Source organism: Alteromonas sp. 07-89-2 (genome assembly GCF_013113925.1).
Taxonomy (GTDB): Bacteria; Pseudomonadota; Gammaproteobacteria; order Enterobacterales; family Alteromonadaceae; genus Alteromonas; species Alteromonas macleodii.
Map to the genome: position 1 here is coordinate 177,680 of NZ_VTYM01000009.1, position 16,782 is coordinate 194,461.

18 protein-coding genes are annotated in these 16,782 nt (G+C 44.5%); 5 read left to right on the forward strand and 13 right to left on the reverse strand.

Going from position 1 to position 16,782, the window contains the following annotated elements; genetic code table 11:
• Positions 1 to 134 precede the first annotated feature (134 nt).
• From nhaB to F0261_RS08525, 3 genes are read left to right on the forward strand one after another with little or no spacing between them, the layout of a single operon-like run.
• Positions 135 to 1,709 (forward strand): sodium/proton antiporter NhaB, encoded by a 1,575-nt coding sequence (gene nhaB, locus F0261_RS08515; protein WP_014979713.1) that lies wholly within the window; start codon positions 135 to 137, stop codon positions 1,707 to 1,709.
• A 3-nt stretch (positions 1,710 to 1,712) separates the two neighbouring features.
• Positions 1,713 to 2,240 carry a disulfide bond formation protein DsbB gene (dsbB, locus tag F0261_RS08520; protein WP_061095412.1) on the forward strand — a complete coding sequence of 176 codons (528 nt, stop codon included), beginning with the start codon at positions 1,713 to 1,715 and terminating at the stop codon, positions 2,238 to 2,240.
• A complete protein-coding gene (locus F0261_RS08525; protein WP_171337701.1) occupies positions 2,237 to 2,791 on the forward strand; it encodes a GNAT family N-acetyltransferase in 555 nt (184 codons plus the stop codon). Before dsbB ends, F0261_RS08525 begins: the two co-directional genes overlap by 4 nt.
• Before the next feature lie 15 nt (positions 2,792 to 2,806).
• On the opposite strand, the gene F0261_RS08530 is transcribed toward F0261_RS08525, so the two are convergent.
• The 11 genes from F0261_RS08530 to F0261_RS08580 all read right to left on the reverse strand — a co-directional run bounded on the left by F0261_RS08530 (position 2,807) and on the right by F0261_RS08580 (position 13,535).
• Positions 2,807 to 3,301 (reverse strand): YcgN family cysteine cluster protein, encoded by a 495-nt coding sequence (locus F0261_RS08530; RefSeq protein ID WP_014950000.1) that lies wholly within the window; start codon positions 3,299 to 3,301, stop codon positions 2,807 to 2,809.
• Positions 3,298 to 3,966, reverse strand: a complete 669-nt coding sequence (locus F0261_RS08535) for a fumarylacetoacetate hydrolase family protein (protein WP_014979715.1) — start codon at positions 3,964 to 3,966, stop codon at positions 3,298 to 3,300. The genes F0261_RS08530 and F0261_RS08535 overlap by 4 nt, the downstream gene beginning before the upstream one ends.
• Complete coding sequence (locus F0261_RS08540) at positions 3,966 to 5,048, reverse strand: lytic transglycosylase domain-containing protein (protein ID WP_171337702.1); 1,083 nt, start codon at positions 5,046 to 5,048, stop codon at positions 3,966 to 3,968. Before F0261_RS08540 ends, F0261_RS08535 begins: the two co-directional genes overlap by 1 nt.
• A 6-nt stretch (positions 5,049 to 5,054) precedes the next feature.
• The gene (locus tag F0261_RS08545) at positions 5,055 to 5,351 is read right to left on the reverse strand and encodes a YcgL domain-containing protein (RefSeq protein ID WP_014950003.1); all 297 of its coding nucleotides are present in this window, start codon (positions 5,349 to 5,351) and stop codon (positions 5,055 to 5,057) included.
• A gap of 120 nt (positions 5,352 to 5,471) precedes the next feature.
• Complete coding sequence (gene rnd, locus F0261_RS08550; RefSeq protein ID WP_014950004.1) at positions 5,472 to 6,629, reverse strand: ribonuclease D; 1,158 nt, start codon at positions 6,627 to 6,629, stop codon at positions 5,472 to 5,474.
• A 62-nt stretch (positions 6,630 to 6,691) separates the two neighbouring features.
• Positions 6,692 to 8,344: a long-chain-fatty-acid--CoA ligase FadD gene (fadD, locus tag F0261_RS08555; RefSeq protein WP_171337704.1), complete on the reverse strand. Its 1,653-nt coding sequence runs from the start codon at positions 8,342 to 8,344 to the stop codon at positions 6,692 to 6,694.
• A 121-nt stretch (positions 8,345 to 8,465) separates the two neighbouring features.
• Positions 8,466 to 9,305 carry an alpha/beta fold hydrolase gene (locus tag F0261_RS08560; protein WP_171337706.1) on the reverse strand — a complete coding sequence of 280 codons (840 nt, stop codon included), beginning with the start codon at positions 9,303 to 9,305 and terminating at the stop codon, positions 8,466 to 8,468.
• Between the two features lie 97 nt (positions 9,306 to 9,402).
• Positions 9,403 to 10,056 (reverse strand): Slp family lipoprotein, encoded by a 654-nt coding sequence (locus F0261_RS08565; protein WP_014979719.1) that lies wholly within the window; start codon positions 10,054 to 10,056, stop codon positions 9,403 to 9,405.
• A gap of 342 nt (positions 10,057 to 10,398) precedes the next feature.
• A complete protein-coding gene (locus tag F0261_RS08570; RefSeq protein WP_171337708.1) occupies positions 10,399 to 10,692 on the reverse strand; it encodes a hypothetical protein in 294 nt (97 codons plus the stop codon).
• A 128-nt stretch (positions 10,693 to 10,820) separates the two neighbouring features.
• Positions 10,821 to 11,537 carry a tRNA (adenosine(37)-N6)-threonylcarbamoyltransferase complex dimerization subunit type 1 TsaB gene (gene tsaB, locus F0261_RS08575; RefSeq protein ID WP_014979720.1) on the reverse strand — a complete coding sequence of 239 codons (717 nt, stop codon included), beginning with the start codon at positions 11,535 to 11,537 and terminating at the stop codon, positions 10,821 to 10,823.
• Between the two features lie 78 nt (positions 11,538 to 11,615).
• The gene (locus F0261_RS08580) at positions 11,616 to 13,535 is read right to left on the reverse strand and encodes an ATP-dependent DNA helicase (RefSeq protein WP_014950010.1); all 1,920 of its coding nucleotides are present in this window, start codon (positions 13,533 to 13,535) and stop codon (positions 11,616 to 11,618) included.
• 252 nt (positions 13,536 to 13,787) lie between these two features.
• On the opposite strand from F0261_RS08580, the gene F0261_RS08585 reads away from it, so the two are divergent.
• A complete protein-coding gene (locus F0261_RS08585) occupies positions 13,788 to 14,027 on the forward strand; it encodes a hypothetical protein (RefSeq protein ID WP_014979722.1) in 240 nt (79 codons plus the stop codon).
• Between the two features lie 157 nt (positions 14,028 to 14,184).
• Here the strand turns inward: F0261_RS08585 and F0261_RS08590 are convergent, their stop codons facing one another.
• Both F0261_RS08590 and F0261_RS08595 read right to left on the reverse strand, forming a co-directional pair.
• On the reverse strand, positions 14,185 to 14,517 hold the full coding sequence (locus tag F0261_RS08590) for a hypothetical protein (RefSeq protein ID WP_014979723.1): 333 nt from the start codon (positions 14,515 to 14,517) through the stop codon (positions 14,185 to 14,187).
• Positions 14,518 to 14,619: 102 nt separating this feature from the next.
• Positions 14,620 to 15,540: a cation diffusion facilitator family transporter gene (locus F0261_RS08595; protein WP_014979724.1), complete on the reverse strand. Its 921-nt coding sequence runs from the start codon at positions 15,538 to 15,540 to the stop codon at positions 14,620 to 14,622.
• A 161-nt stretch (positions 15,541 to 15,701) separates the two neighbouring features.
• Here F0261_RS08595 and F0261_RS08600 point away from each other — a divergent pair, with 161 nt between their 5' ends.
• Positions 15,702 to 16,757, forward strand: coding sequence for an aromatic ring-hydroxylating dioxygenase subunit alpha (locus F0261_RS08600; RefSeq protein ID WP_171337709.1), 1,056 nt, complete (start codon positions 15,702 to 15,704; stop codon positions 16,755 to 16,757).
• The last annotated feature ends 25 nt before the right edge of the window (positions 16,758 to 16,782 follow it).

Sequence of the window (16,782 nt, forward strand, 5' to 3'; positions counted from 1 at the left end):
TAATGACAGCAGCAAAACCGCGGTAAGGCGAAATAAATCGCATAGTGCCAGCAGTTTATGTATGCAATAACCGGAACTACACAGTATAAAGATGCGCAAAAATGCGTGCTTTGTTGTAAAAGGAACAGGAACTCATGCAAACCTCAATGATCGCGGCGATCTATAAGAATTTCCTGGGACATGCGCCCGACTGGTATAAAAAAACCATTATTGCCTTTCTCATTGTTAATCCCTTCATCTTTATGGTGGACCCTTATGTAGCGGGCTGGACGCTTGTAATCCAATTCATCTTTACCTTAGCGATGGCATTGAAATGTTACCCGCTTCAACCAGGCGGCCTCCTGCTCATCGAAGCGATGTTTATAGGCATGACATCGCCTGGCCATATGATGCATGAGATTGAAGTTAACTTAGAAGTGTTATTGCTGCTGGTATTCATGGTAGCGGGCATATACTTCATGAAAGACCTGCTTATGTACTTATTCACCAAATTGGTGATTAAGGTTCGCAACAAGCTAATTTTATCCCTATCGTTTATTTTTGCATCTGCATTTCTATCGGCGTTTCTCGACGCATTAACGGTAGTTGCTGTAATTATCAGCGTCGGTTTAGGCTTTTACTCTATCTATCACAAAGTGGCGTCGGGCAAGGAATTTCACTCTGATCACGACCACACTAGCGACGATGAGTTAGGTAGCCACGACTTAGAAGACTTCAGAGCTTTCCTACGCAACCTTATGATGCACTCAGCGGTAGGTACTGCCCTTGGTGGTGTTATGACCATGGTAGGTGAACCACAAAACCTGATTATTGCAGACAAAGCCGGCTGGGACTTCGTTGAGTTCTTTATCCGCATGGCGCCTGTCACACTGCCAGTGTTTGTATTTGGCTTGTTGACTACCGTAGTGTTAGAAAAAACCGGAGTGTTTTCTTACGGTGCAAAGTTACCTGCAGCGGTAAGACAAATTTTGGTCGACTACAACGACCATATGGACAAGGGCCGCAGTAAGCGTGAAACCGCTAAGCTGATAGTCCAAGCGCTAATTGGTGTTTGGTTAATCATTGGTCTTGCTACGCATATGGCGTCAGTGGGTCTTATCGGACTGTCAGTAATTGTACTTGCTACTTCAATGAGCGGTGTTATCGAAGAACACGCACTTGGTAAAGCGTTCGAGGAAGCACTGCCATTTACCGCATTACTTTGCGTATTCTTTGGCGTAGTAGCCGTTATCATTGACCAAGGCCTTTTCCAGCCGGTAATCCATTGGGTACTGTCGTTTGAAGGCGAAACGCAAATGGTTATGTTCTATCTTGCTAACGGTGTGCTTTCGATGGTGAGTGACAACGTGTTTGTAGGTTCTGTTTATATCACTGAAGTCACAGCGGCTCTACAGGCCGGTCAAATCACACGCGACCAGTACGATATGCTTGCCGTAGCAATCAATACGGGAACCAACTTACCCAGTGTGGCAACACCAAACGGTCAAGCTGCTTTCCTATTCTTGCTGACCTCAGCCATCGCGCCACTGCTTCGTTTGTCGTACGGCCGTATGGTTATGATGGCATTGCCATATACCATCGTGCTGACCATCGTTGGTTTGTTAGCAACATACATTGGACTTGCTGATGCTACTCAGGTGCTTTACGACATGCACCTCATTGAACACCACACCGCTGCTGAAGCGGGTGCTCAAGCGGTAGGTCACTAGTCTATGCGCGGAATCATTCACAGCATTAGCCAATGGGCAGAGCACAAGTCTTCATGGCTTGTGCTTTTCGCCACGTCACTGGCATTAGAAATTGCTGCGCTTTACTTTCAGTATGGCATGGGTTTAAAGCCGTGCATTATGTGCATTTATCAACGAACCGCCATGTATGGTATTGTGTTATCAGCACTTATTGTCGTTATTAAAAACAACGGCTTTACACGCATGCTTGGCTTCGCTGGTTGGGCTATATCTGCAGGATGGGGCTTCTTAATTGCCAAAGAGCACGTTGGCATTCTCAATGCTGCGAACCCATTTTTTGCCAGCTGCGAAATTGTGCCAAACTTCCCTTCATGGTTACAACTTCACGAGTGGCTACCCGCTGTATTTGCTGCTGAAGGTGACTGTTTAGAAGATTCGTGGCAGTTTTTGTCTATGGGAATGGCTGAGTGGATGCAAATTATTTTTGCTGCCTACTTTGCTGTGTTCGCTATTGTGTTTGCATGTCGATTATTGGATAAGAAACCCTTTTGATCGACTTATCCATTCTACCGTCTCGCCTACCTCCAATACATACGGAACAAGGCCCCATTTCCATTCAGCGTATTGCAGAGAAACACTGCTATGCGCTTTGTGAGGCTGGGCAACAGTCTATCCATCACGTAAAACCTTGGTTTGGTTCAGCGGTTTGCCCTGTTACACCAGCACTGTCCAAGCAGTGCATCACCAACATGGAAAGGGCCCGAGATACAGGCTATGGACTTACCTACTTGCTAATGCACGAAGAAAAGTGCTTAGGCATGGGCATTATCAATCATATTCACCACACGCACCTTACCGCTAATCTTGGCTACTGGCTTAAACCAGACGCGTGCGGAAAAGGTCTAGCTACCGCGATTTGTGAAGCCTTGAAGAAGCTTGCGTTCTCTCAAATGAATTTGCATAGATTGGAATGCTTTATAGAGCCTAACAACAAGGCAAGTATACGTGTAGCAGAGCGAATTGGTGGTACAAAAGAAGGGCTTTGTCGCAAACGCGTATTCGGGCGCGATGCGTTGCTTTATGCGATTGTTAATGGCGATTAACGCGCGTTCTGCGCGTTAATCTAAGTCTTCTAAAGGCCAAATGGCTATATAGTCTTCAAAGTTATTTAGATCCACATCGGTTTCAAAAACAGTCTTATTACGTACCGACATGCCCTTTGCGTGCATCACGTGTTTCTTCCCCTTGTTTAACAATGGGTGCCACGATGGTATGCCCCTTCCCTCATAAAGGCGACGATAGGTGCAGCTATTAGGCATAAAAAAGATATCCTTCAGATTCTCTTTTGTCAGCTTCACGCAATCAGGCACCAGTTCTGTGCGCCTTTCATATTGGGTACATTCACATTTTTTTGTGTTCAAATACGTACACACAATATTGGTATAGTGAATCTTCTCATTGTCGTTAATGTGGTCGGTCACTTCGTATTCTTCTACCGCGTCATCATCGATAAATTTTTGCAGACAACATTTACCACATCCATCACAAAGTGATTCCCATTCCTTTTGGGTCATCTCCTCTAAAGATTTGGTTTCCCAAAACGCTGCCGTCATTCTGCTATTACCTCAGTTTCCACGGTTAAATGATTGTCTAGCGTTGCAACAATCGTATCTTGCGAACAGAGCTTACCTACCCCTTTGGGCGTACCTGTAAGAATCACGTCGCCGCTGTCTAACGTAAATATAGATGACATATGGGCGATAAGTGGGATGATTTTGTGCAACATCAGTTCGGTATGTCCCTGCTGTCTAATCACCCCATTTATGGTTAAGGTAAAACGCAGGTCTTCCAAGTTGCCTACCTCACTGAACGGCACAAAACCTGATAGAGGTGCACTGTTGTCAAAAGACTTCGCTCTTTCCCAAGGCTGGCCTTGCTTTTTAAGCTCGGCTTGAACCTCGCGAAGGGTTAAATCGAGACCAAGTCCAATACCCCATATCGCGGCTTTTACGTCATCATCACTGGCATTCTTCAATGATGATTTCAGCAGCACGGCGACTTCAAGTTCGTTGTGACACTCGCCTTTGTCGGTAGGAATGGCAATAGGCTTCTGCATATGACATAAGGCAGCCTTTGGCTTCATAAACAGCAATGGTGCTTCAGATACGGTAGAATTCATTTCTTGAATATGGTCGAGGTAATTTCTACCTATACACACTACTTTACTAACGGGTAGTGATATTTCATTGCCTTGAGAATCGATGTGACGATAAGCCATTAGTAACCTCGTTTTATCCGCTCTGATAAATACCCAACCGAAACACCAAAGTAAGACGAGCGGTTCCACTTCATCAGTGTGTGAAAATTGTTATACACCAAGTAAATTCGGCCTTGCTCACCATCTGGCATAATAAGCGATGCATTGATTTCTGCATTCGGGAGTTCATTTCCGTTGTAGCGCTTGACGCCATTCTGCTGCCAAAAGGCCAACGGCTTCATGTTAGATTTCGCTAACCCTGAAAAAGGTACTGGTTTGGTTAGTGTTACTTGGCGTCCCCACGTCCCTCCACTATCCCAACCTTCAGATGATAGGTAGTTGGCGATTGACGCAAAGACGTCTGCCTTGGTTCCCCAAATATCCTTTTTGCCGTCGCCGTCGTAGTCCACTGCGTAGTTTAGAAAGGATATGGGCATAAACTGTGTTTGTCCCATCGCACCGGCCCAAGAGCCTTTAAGCGCCTCGACAGAGATATGCCCTTCATCTAGGATCTGAAGTGCCGCAAAAAAGTTGTCTTTAAACAGCTTTTCTCGTCGCCCTTCATACGCCAAAGATGCCAGTGCAGACAGCACACCAAAGTTGCCCTGAATTTTACCAAAGTTAGACTCATTACCCCACAGCGCAACAATAAAGCGGGCCTGAACCCCATATTTTTGAGCAATTTCATCAAGCAGCACTTTGTGTTCATTGTACTGCTCGACCGCCTGCTTTACTTTCCAGTCGGGTACTCGCGTTGCTAGATAATCATCTAACGTTATTTTTTTCTCTGGCTGGCTTTTGTCAGACTTGACGACCGTGGGCCTGAAAGTAATGTCAGCAAACGCCAAATCTAACTTAGTCTTATCTATGCCCTTTTCGGCCGCTTCTTTTTTCAGTTGAGCAACGTAGCTTTTAAAGCCCGTCTCGCTAAGCACACTGTCATTACTTGGCTGATTTTCGGCATGAGCTGCCAGTGAAAAGCTTAAGGTTATACTCGATAAAACTAAGGCAATATTGCGCGGTTGAGGAAATAAACTACGATTTTTGCGCTTAGCTATAAAGGTAATTCGGCTAACTAAGCGGTTTAGAGTCTTTAATAACATGGATATTTAAAACTTCTTATCGGGCGTTTTTGAAAGCCCTAGAGATTCACGGTGTTGCTCTAGCAAATTATCTTCTTTTGGCGGCATTTGAAGGTAAAAGCCTTTTTCATTAAGCTCGTCGATAAGCTTTTGCTTGTCAACCAGGCCAAGTTTCTCACGCTTTTCTAGGGCGATGATAGTCACTAGCTCTGGGCGACCAAACTTCGCCATAAGCGGCTCTGGCACGTCTTCAAAATGGTCTTTCTTTGGCACGTACAAATACATGCCGTCTTTCTTTCGCGTTTTATAAACTGCGCATAACATAAAATTTTTACTCTTTCTCAATTCGTTTGTTTAGTTCTTTTGTGGTCACTATGCAGATTTAATTGGCCAGAGAGCATACACCTCTCGCCAATACTGCTCACCCATATTACTTTTAAAGCACTATTGGGCCGGAGCGTCGCCAAGTAAACGGGTTACGTGAGAGCGAAACAATGGCTCTCTCCATGTCGACAGTACATCGGGCATTAGTCCCTGCACGCGGGTCTCATCAACCGAAAACCAATACCATTTTAACAGTTGATTCAGCTGTTTTTTAGAGGCAATAACGTCACTATTTACAGCATTGTCTTTCGCTATCTGGTCGCTGATAACTTTAAGCTCGGCCAGCGTTTTTTTGTACTTGGCGATATCAATTAACCGCAGCACAACCGGAAGCCTGAGCTTTTCTGGTGTTTGCGCGTACTTTGCTCTCGCCTCTTCAATTAGCGTGATGATGGTGTCGCCGTAGCGGCGTACCGACTGATGATTCACGCCGTTAATACGCGAAAGGCCAGATTTACTATCAATAAGACGCTGCGCCGCTTCAAACAAATGCCCTTCTTTGAACACAAAGTTTAGGGCCAGATCTTTTTTTCGTGCGGTATTTAAACGCCATGCCGCTAGTGCCTGTAATACAGTGAGCTGCTCGCTGTTCAATCGCCAGTTATTCTTAATGCTTAAGTACGCAAAATCTTCAGGCATTTGAGCGCGCTTTTTATCAACTAACAAAGCGATCTCTTGGTAAATCCAGTGCACTTTCCCCGCCTCTTGTACTTTACTGGCTAACTGTTGGTAGCAAGGCAGTAAATACAGCACATCATTCGCTGCGTAGCTCAGCTGCGCTTCACGTAGAGGTCTGGCTAACCAATCGGTTCGCGACTCCCCTTTGTCCAAACTGATATCACACAGCAACTCTACAAGCTTTGCATAGCCAAGTGACGGCCCCATGTCCAAAATACTTCCCGCAAGCTGCGTGTCGAACACAGGCGTTGGTACGGTATCAAAGGCGGTAAGGAACGCCTCAATGTCTTCAGAACACGAGTGCAGCACTTTCACGACTTCGGTATTCTCCATGAGATCGATAAACGGCTGCATATTGTCTATGGCGAGCGGGTCAATGAGTACCAGCTGATGGCCATCGTAAAGCTGTATTAGGCCTAGATGCGGAGTAAGGGTTTTCGTTCTTACGAATTCAGTGTCTAAGGCTACCGCCTCTTGACGCTGTGCGGCAGTGCACACTTTTTCGAGTTGTTCAGATGTTGTAATTAATTGATATTGCATATTTTTGCACAGTAATAAAAAAGCCGGCTTACGCCGGCTTTCACAAAACTATTTCAACGAAATTAGTCTCGAAGCTCCCGACGCAGTATTTTACCTACATTGGTTTTTGGTAAGTCGTCTTTGAAAACAACTTGCTTAGGCACTTTGTAACCCGTTAAGTGATTACGGCAATGCGCGATAACGTCATTTTCAGTAAGTGAGTCGCTGTTTCGAACTACAAACAATTTCACCACTTCACCACTGACTTCATGAGGAACCCCAACCGCAGCTGCTTCAACAATGTTTTCATGCATTGCAGCCACTTCTTCAATTTCGTTAGGAAACACGTTAAAGCCTGAAACTAGGATCATATCCTTTTTACGGTCAACAATATAGAAGTAACCTTCATCATCTACCGTAGCGATGTCACCTGTGGCTAACCAACCGTCTTTTAGAATTTCTTCTGTCGCTTCTGGTCGGTTCAAATATCCTTTCATTACCTGAGGGCCTTTCACCCACATTTCACCGGGCTCGCCCTTTTCGACAGGGTTACCGTCGTCGTCAAGGAGCTTGATATCTGTAGAAGGAACCGGCATTCCGATTGCGCCTTTATAAGCTTCAATCTGTGGCGGGTTAACCGCTACCACAGGCGAACACTCTGTTAGTCCATAGCCTTCAAGAAGCACAGTACCGGTGACCTTTCCCCACTTTTCTGCTACAGGGCGCTGAACAGCCATACCGCCGCCTAAACCAAACTTAAATTTGCTGAAATCAAGTTCACTGAATCCGGGCGTATTTAACAGGCCATTAAACAAGGTATTTACGCCAGGTAAAATGGTAAACGGATATTTGCTAAGTTCGTTTACAAAAGCCGGCATGTCACGCGGGTTGGTAATAAGCAAGTTACGACACCCGTATTTAACGAACATCAAGCAGTTCGCCAGTAGCGCAAAGATATGGTAAAGCGGAAGCGCGGTAACAACAAAGTCTTCGCCTTCTTCAATCACTGTTTCTAAAATTCCCGAGACCTGCTCGAGATTAGCCACCATATTGCGATGAGTAAGCATGGCGCCTTTAGAAACACCTGTTGTGCCACCTGTGTATTGAAGAAACGCTAAATCGCCGCTATCGATATCTGGGCGTTTATATTCAAGGGTTTGTCCTTTTTTAACCGCCGACATAAACGATGTCGTTTCAGGTAGATTAAACGAAGGCACCATCTTTTTAACGTACTTCACAACTGCGTTCACAATCCAGCGCTTAGGTGCCGGAAGCATATCGCCTAAAGCTGTCAGAAAGACCTCTTGTAGATTTGTATCTGCGATGACTTCTTCTAGAGTACACGCGAAGTTTTCAACAATAACGATGGCTTTTGCATTAGCATCATTTAGTTGGTGCTTTAACTCACGAGCTGTATAGAGAGGATTTACATTAACCACAACCATCCCTGCGCGCAGAATACCAAACATGGCAACAGGGTATTGAAGAAGGTTGGGCATCATGATTGCCACAGCATCACCGCGTTTTAGTCCGCTTGCTTGCAAATAAGCAGCAAACTGAGCTGATAAAGTATCTAACTCTTCAAACGTGATTGAATGCCCCATATTAATGAAGGCTTCTTTGTTTTTAAACTTCTTTACCGACTGCTCGAAAATGTCTACTACAGATGCGTAACGATCGGCATCAATTTCTGCGGAAACGCGAGGGTCGTAATGCTTAAGCCAGGTTTTTTCCACCAAAACCTCCTCTACTTTATTCTTATACTATTTTATAAGCGCATGGGGAGCTGCACTTATATAACTGGTCTGATAACTTGCGAATAGTATAGGATGTGTAAAAAAAAATAAACGGCACAATTTACAATTGCTCAACAAAATGACGAATTAATACCCCTACATCGTCAGTATTTTCCATGTGAATATGGTGACCGCCTACTAATTGTTCGTATTGCGCATTTAAAAACCACCCCTTGCGATTGGGGAAAACAGTCTCAAGGTTTTTAAAACTGTTAGATGCACCAATAAAAAGAATTGGGCATACAATAGCACGCATTAGCGATTCTGCCTGCTTTTCTGTGAGTCTTAGTGTAGATTTTGTACGAAGCTTTGGGTCGCTCGACCAGAAGCAATGTCCCCCCGCATCTTGGGTCAAATTTCTCGATAAAATAGAACGCGCGTGTTCGGCAGGAATATCGGATACCTTGCACCTGGCTTTAACTGCGTCGTCTAAATCAACGATTCGCAGTTTATTTCGCGACTTCGCGTGACGACTCATTATTGCGTCACGCATTTGTGCTGCGGTTGTTTCTTCAGCTTCGGTAAGCGGCCCACAAGCATCAATACTTATTACAGCAGTGACTTTTTCCGGAAAAAGTGCAGCGAAAAGGCTCGCTAGTATTCCGCCGAGAGAGTGTCCTAATAAAATGACTTCTTCCCATTCTTGAGATTCTATTAGCGCATAAAGGTCTTGCAGATAATCAGCTTGATTGTAATGTGCGCCTAGTGCACGGTGACCAGATCGACCATGACCAGCTAGGTCTAGCGCAATAAAGCGGTGAGTTTGTAGGTAGGGTGCTAACAACCGTAAGCTCTCTGCGTTATCCAAGTAGCCGTGTAAACCAAGTACGACTTTGCCGGCACCTTGATTATCTAACGCAGCTAAATGTAATGCCCCAATGTTAAATTCTGTCTCAATCATCTTTATCCCTTATGGCAACTTATTGCCGCTCGTACTCCGTGTTTGTCTTACAAACAAAAAAAAGCGGCAATAACATGCCGCCCTTCTCATTAATTGTTTATTTCTCTTTATTTAACTTTGCTGGCTGTATAGTGGGTTTCATGTTGCTTTTTGTCCGACTCGACTTAGAGGGAAGCGTAGCCTTGCTTGGTGCGTTTTTATAGCGAATTACGCGAGAGTGATTAAATTGGGGATACATCCAAGGGCCATTGAAGCGATAAAAAGGTGAATACCAACCAGTGTGATAATTAAAGAAATAAGTATTTACATCATAAACTTCTTGTTTTCTCCACATATGATAGTCATCAACAGTGATTGTTGGGTAAATATAGGGTTGCTCACCCACCATGCCTGCGGTTGGCGCAGTAATTGTACCTAGAAACGTTGCCGCGCGACCTTCTTCAAAAACTATTGGGTCTACGAAGCCATCAATTTGTACCTTGAATCGACCCGACGTCTCTCCATTTGTTGTAGGCTTGCCATAGTGATTCAGCGGAAAATGAGCGAGTTCGATCAGAGTTTTGTTAGGCTTGTTTTCAACACCAACAATCATGCCTCCCCAACGGGCTCTTTGACCTTGCGCGTTTGCACCAGACGTAACCGCCTTAGAATAGCTAACTAGCTGCGTACCCTCAGGCACATCTATACTGTCTGGAACTAATGTACAGCCCGCAAATAAAAAGACTGAGAGTAAAACCAAATACCGATACATTAACCTGCTCCTTTATATCCTAGAAAATATGCTACGCCTGATCACAATTTAACCTGCAAGCGTTGATTTGTTCAAAACAAGAACTGCGGAATCACGATTACAAATCCGTTTTTATCTTCATGTATCTCTCTATATGCTAAAAAGAAAAACCGCACGTCAGCAATAAAACAGTAGCACTAATACGTATGGACAACCACTGCCGTTCAATCGCTATGTCGCTTAAATGATATAGATCGTCCCAAGCAACACTCTTCAGAGTGTCTAGGGTAGGCTTTTGTTCTATATACACCACGAGTTTTAACAATTTGTTAGAAAATGTAAGTGATTGTGAATGAGACTGGACTACGCGTAGATGTCCACGCCGAACATAGATTGAATAAACTCGCGTTGCTGCTGCTTTTCAAAGCTTGTGTATGACGCTATGGCATTTTGAGAATACGTGTTGCCATCTTCACGAATAAATTGTTGGTACGCTTTGGCGTTATCCGTTCCCTGTTCGTCGGGTGCAACAACAATCGCCCTAGCAGACGATTCGCTTTGCCCTTTACTTTGCTGTTCAGGGTCTTTGTTAATTTTAGCGACGCGGCCTTGCGAAGGTTCGGAAGACGGTACGGCGAAATTATTATTGATAATCATACAGAGTTAACTGAGGCAAGAATCATACCATTGGGAAGCGAGCTTTCACCTTAAGACTCGCTCCTCTTTTCCCGTTGCTCGATTTATTTATTGTTAGTAATGGGCGCCCAATATTTGGCGGCGTGTCGTTACTCTCTGCCTGGTAATTTTTTCCACGTAACTTTATCGCGCAGATATACAGGTTCTACATTCACAGCGTCAGATACTTCGCCTTTACTATGTGCATCTATTGCAAGTTTAAGCATGTATTGCGCGTTTGGAAGTGTGATGTCAGACGCTACCTCACCACATACTTCAGACTTCCAGTTATTAAGCTCCTCGTAGGCAGACCAGCCGGTGCCAGCTGCAATTACAGCCGCGCCGTTTTCTTCTCTAAGTACTTTTAGCAGTTCAATAGCCACTTCGGGCGGACAAACTTGCTCTTCAACGCAAAGTACAAGCCCATTTTGCGACTGAGAGTAAACCGCGAAGTACACTTCACCCATACGCGCATCAGACGCGACGGCAATCAATGCATCTTTATGCTGAGTTTTAGACGCTACTTCAAACGCCATAGCTTCAAGCGTACTCACGCCCGCTACTTTTAAGCCAGTCCCTAACGCTAAACCTTGAATCATTCCCGTCGCTATACGAACACCGGTAAAGCTGCCTGGGCCTCGACCAAAAGCCAGTAAATCTAGGTCGCCCAGCGAAACCTTTGCTTCTTTTAACACCTCATCGACCATGGGAAGAAGTCGTTGACTATGCTGCTGAGGGCATATCTCGAAACGCGTTATGACGGTGTCTTTGAATTGAAGCGCAACCGAACAAGCTTCGGTTGCGGTATCTATAGCTAAAATGTTCATGTTTATCTCTTATTTCATATAAGCTGAAAACGGGGCTAATGGCGTAATACACGCTTACCGCTTTTTCAGTGCTTTAACTTAGGCTTCATCAATGCCGGCTAAAAATTTTTCCACTTCGTCCAAGCTTCTTGTTCTTTTCATATCTGGCAAGCTTCCGACGAAGGTTTTGGCGTAAGGCTTCGTCACTAATCGATTGTCACATATAACCAGCACGCCTTTATCTGAAGGATCTCGGATGAGTCTCCCCGCGCCCTGCTTTAACGTAATAACAGCTTGGGGAATTTGAATAACACCAAACGGGTTTGCTCCACGTTTTTTTACATCTTCCATACGGGCTTGAAGCAGCGGGTCATCAGGTGACGCAAAGGGCAGCTTATCAATCATCACGCAAACCAAGTCGTTGCCGCGCACGTCTACTCCTTCCCAAAACGCGCCTGTGCCCATTAATACCGCTTTTTCATCTGCAAGGTACGCATCCAGCAATGCTTGTTTGGTGGTAGTCCCTTGCACCAGTAGCGGATTATCTATCTCGTCTTCTAGCTTCTGCGCAATTTCTCGAAGCATAGCGTGACTAGTAAACAACAAGAAACATCTCCCGCGACTTGCTTTAATTAGCCGTTTGGCTGTTTCTAGCAAAGTTTCGCGCATAGCGTAGCTGTTTGGTTCTGGTAAATAGCGGGGCACGCACAGCATGGCCTGTTCAGGATAATTAAACGGGCTATCTAATCCTAACGTTTCTGCGTCTTCTAAGCCCATGCGTCGCTGAAAGTGATCAAAACCGCCGTTTACCATTAAGGTTGCCGAGGTAAAAATCCACCCGCGCGGCGGCGATGATACGAAACGTCTGAATTTAGCGGCAATTGATAAGGGCGTTAAATGCATAATGAGGTGGCGCTGAGTTGTTTCATACCACAAACTTACATTTTCTTGCTTGTTGTCGCTTAACGCATCTAACTGCTCTCTTGCAGCCACAACACGTTCATACATGTTGTCTAAATCTTTATCGCGGCCAATATGGAGTTTACACACTTCATGCAGTACACCTAGCGCTTCGGCCAGCTTGCCCACCTGCATGCGCACGTCGTCACGGTCTAACGCCTCAGCCCAGTTGCCGCGTTCAGCCGTATCCGGGAACAATAACCGTAAATCAGAGGCAATCATCCTGCATTTGTCAGCCGCTTTATCTAGCTGCCCAGCATCTTTTAGCACTGTTCTGAACAACAGCGTGATATCTTTCGCAATATCGTGAATTTGTCTTGTCGAAAGTGACTCGCCAAAGTAATCACTCGCAATATCGGGAATTTGATGAGCCTCATCAAAAATAATCGCGTCAGCTTCTGGGATAAGTTCGCCAAACCCTGTGTCTTTCAGTGCCATATCAGCAAAGAAAAGGTGGTGGTTTACCACAATAATATCAGCATCCAGCGCCTTTCTGCGCGCTTTTACCAAGTAGCAATCTTCATAATCTGGGCAATCGCGGCCCAAGCAGTTATCCACTGTAGAGGTAACCAACGGTAAAACACGGGCATCTTCGGGAAGGGTTTTAAGCTCCCCCATATCACCTGTTTTCGTAGTACTAGACCAACGTTTCACTTCTGAAAGCTGACCCAATACCTCTTTTTCAACCAGCGTAGAGTTGCCGCTGTGCTGCGCTACACGGTGTAGACAAAGATAGTTTGAACGGCCTTTTAACAGTGCAGTTTTTCGCTTACTGCCTAAGGCCTTTTTTACCAGCGGTAAATCGCGGTGAAATAGCTGCTCTTGTAAGTTTTTAGTTCCTGTAGAAACAATGGCTTTTCCGTCGCTCAACAATGCCGGAGCGAGATAAGCGAAAGTCTTTCCCGTTCCTGTACCGGCCTCTACTATTAAACTACCTGTGGTATCAATAGCGCGCTTAACCGCCTTTGCCATTTCAGTTTGAGCTTCGCGAGGTACAAACCCCTTGATAGCACCTGCAAGGAGGCCATCTGAAGAGAATACGTTATTTATTGTGGGCATGGTTTAAGCGCTGTCATTACTTTTCTACTTTAGGCCGCGCATTATGCCAAAAAGCCTTTAAAATGCCCATTAAAGGTTTGCATTTTAGCGTCAGCATTTGCTACCTGACGCCTTTTAGAGTCAAAACAATTGTTAAATTTTTGATGAAAAGAATTTGTCTTCTAGAACAAAAAAATTAGCTTTTTAATCTTAACACTTAGGCGCAATATCCAGCTCGTAAATGTTTATACTCAACTATTAAACGAGGTAATTATGAAAGGTTTACGCTTTATAGGTTTAGGCTTACTAGGTTTAAGCGCAATGGCGTTCTCTGTAATTGCAGCTGCATCAGACGAAGCACCTGCAGAGCTGGTAGCGGAATTAACCCAGTTCTGCAAAGAAATCGCTGAAGAAGAAGGCACAAAAGGCAAGTCGGAAGACGTATTTGTATTAGAGTGCGTAAATGATGAGCTAGAAGCTGAAGGTTACCAGAAACTGAAATCTTTAAACTGATCTATTAAGGTGAGTTACTGATTCACTTTAACTGAATGAATGATAAAGCCTCGCCAGAAATGGCGGGGCTTTTTTGTGCTCTGCATTTGAAGTGCCTTTTCGAGTTCTCTAGCATTGTATATAGCAATGCATGCGAAGGTGGCTTTAGTTAAACGCATCAGCGTTCAAAAAATGCATCAACCAAATCGGCGAGCGACTCCTCTAGCTCTTCTTCGAAAGCATCGATATCAATACCAAAGCTATCCATATATTTAGCCGCATTGTCACGGGAAAGTACGGCATTTTTTATCTGGAATTCAAGCTCGGGCAGTGTCTTGTCGTAGCGGGGCTTAATGGTCCATCGCAAACAATGACCATGGTTGTCTTTTAGCTTTTTTTTGGCAAATATACAAAACTCCTCGACGTAGTCAGCACCTTGCGGCCCAAGACAACCCGGTTCTATGCGGTACATTACCAGCAGCTTTTTATATAGCGGAAGTCGCGTTTCCATCACATCTTCAATTAGCTTAAAGAGTTGATTATCGGAAAGTTTGGAGCATTTTGCCAGCCAAGTAAGGGGAGAATGCGAGAAATTTCACACTCCCCCGTATCATTACTCTGCAAGCTCAGGATCTTTTATGAACAAGATGTCCATGATGATTGCAGGATCCCACTCGCGCATTTCTGCTTCGCATTTCAGTCGAATTTCGTCTAACTCACTGATCGTTGCAATCGAGAATGCGTCATCCACGATAATGTGGACTAATAGATAGACATCCCTACCCCGCTTACTAATTCGCACTTCCACATGTTCGTATGGGACGTCAGCCAACGTTTTTTTGAATTTTTTCTCGATTACCGCCGAGATAGCTTCAGGCGGCGCTTTGTTAATTACTTCATTAAGGCTTTCACGCAAAATCTTAAAAGGCACCGGCAACATTGCCGAACCAAGAATAATCAATAAAACAGGATCAACGTACGGCGACAGTGTTCTATATTCCGTCAACTCTAACGCGTAGGCCAAAATAAAAGCGAACAAGATGGATGCACTTAGCACGCCGTCTATCATCCAAGTGTGAGAATCCACTTTTACTAAGTCGGACAGTAAATGCTTACCTTTTACACGCATGTAAAGAGAGATACTAAAACAGCCAACCGTTGCCACAACACCGTAGACCATACCAATACCATATTCAGCTGCATGCCCACCTGCTAATAAACTCTGAACAGAGCTCGCGACGGCATACACACACGTGGCAATGATAATAAGCGACTTAAACATGTTCAGCGTAGGCTCAATTGCCGTGTAACCAAAGTGGAACCGGTCATCATCAGGACGTTGAACCAAGTTAGCCACTTTTAGCGTTAGCATTGACATAACAAAAGCAATTAACGAGTAAGCGGCATCAAATAAAATAGCGCCAGAACTGGTTAAAATGGCAAAGCCAAGTGCAATAACGACAAATGCACCGGCAATATAAAAAGAAAGCGTTAATAGACGCTTTTCTTCAAGGTGATGGAAGCCAATGTCCATGAAAATCACTTCGAAATTAAGGTGCGCGGATTCTACTCCGATATTTTAAAAAAAATAGTGCTTTAAATAAAATATTGCTATTTTTTTAAGCAATTCAGTGATACATAGCGCCTATATTATTTCGACTCAACGCACTGCGTTTTTAGCACCCGTTTTAAACTATGAAAATCGTTACCCATCCTTCTATAAAAAGTTACTTTGATGCTGATGAAAGCCGGCAGGAAGTCAAGCAGGCATTCTCTCGAGGGCTTGCTTATGCGGGCCATTCCCTAATGGTGCCAGAGAAGTTTAGCTATCAAGTACTGCCTCACTTTAACGACCGTTATGCGTTGTTTAATCAAGGTGAGAATTATGAACTTATATCCAATGTTTGCTTACATCGACAAGCTCAACTTCTTGAAGGGCAAGGCTGGGCACGCAGCATAGTTTGTAAACTCCACTGCTGGGGCTATGACAATACAGGCCAGCTTAAAGGTGCACCCCACTTTAAGGATGCCCCTAGCGCTCAGTTGAAAAAGGAATCACTGTCAGTGTGGAACGGTCTTCTATTTCGAGGGCGCTCTCCTAATATGGACTTATCTGCCCTTGGGCTTGAGGACTATCTCGACTTTACCGATTACTTTTACGCCGGTTCTGAAACCACGGAATATCAATTTAACTGGAAGACATTCATCGAAATCTATTTAGAGAACTATCACGTGTACTCCATGCACCCTGGGCTTCGCCAGTTTGTTAAACCCGATGATTTAGAATGGTCGTTTGGCGATGATTTTTCAGTTCAAAAAGTTGGGCTAGGCGACCAGCTTACCAAGCGCACAACACCGCGTTACAGAGAGTTCCAAGACGCATTATTGGCACGATTTGGGCAAACACTTCCTCGCTTTGGCGCAATATGGTGCTTTTTGTACCCTAATATTATGATTGAGTGGTACCCAGATATTATTGTCGTCAGCACGATTTATCCCAAGGGTGCCGGCGCATGTGTAAACCACGTTGAATTTTATTATCCAAAAGCACTTTATAAAGATATACCAGACTACTTTGCAGCGGAAAAAGCGGCCTATATAGAAACAGCGGTAGAAGATGAAGAAGCCTGCCTATTGTTAGAAAAAGGCCGAAGGGCACTTTATTTATCAGGCGAAGAAGAACACGGTCCCATAGAACCGTTTTTAGAAGCAGGCGTGGCGCATTTTTACGATTGGCTTGCTAAACAGTAGCAGTCTTGGTGCTTTAAATAGTGTT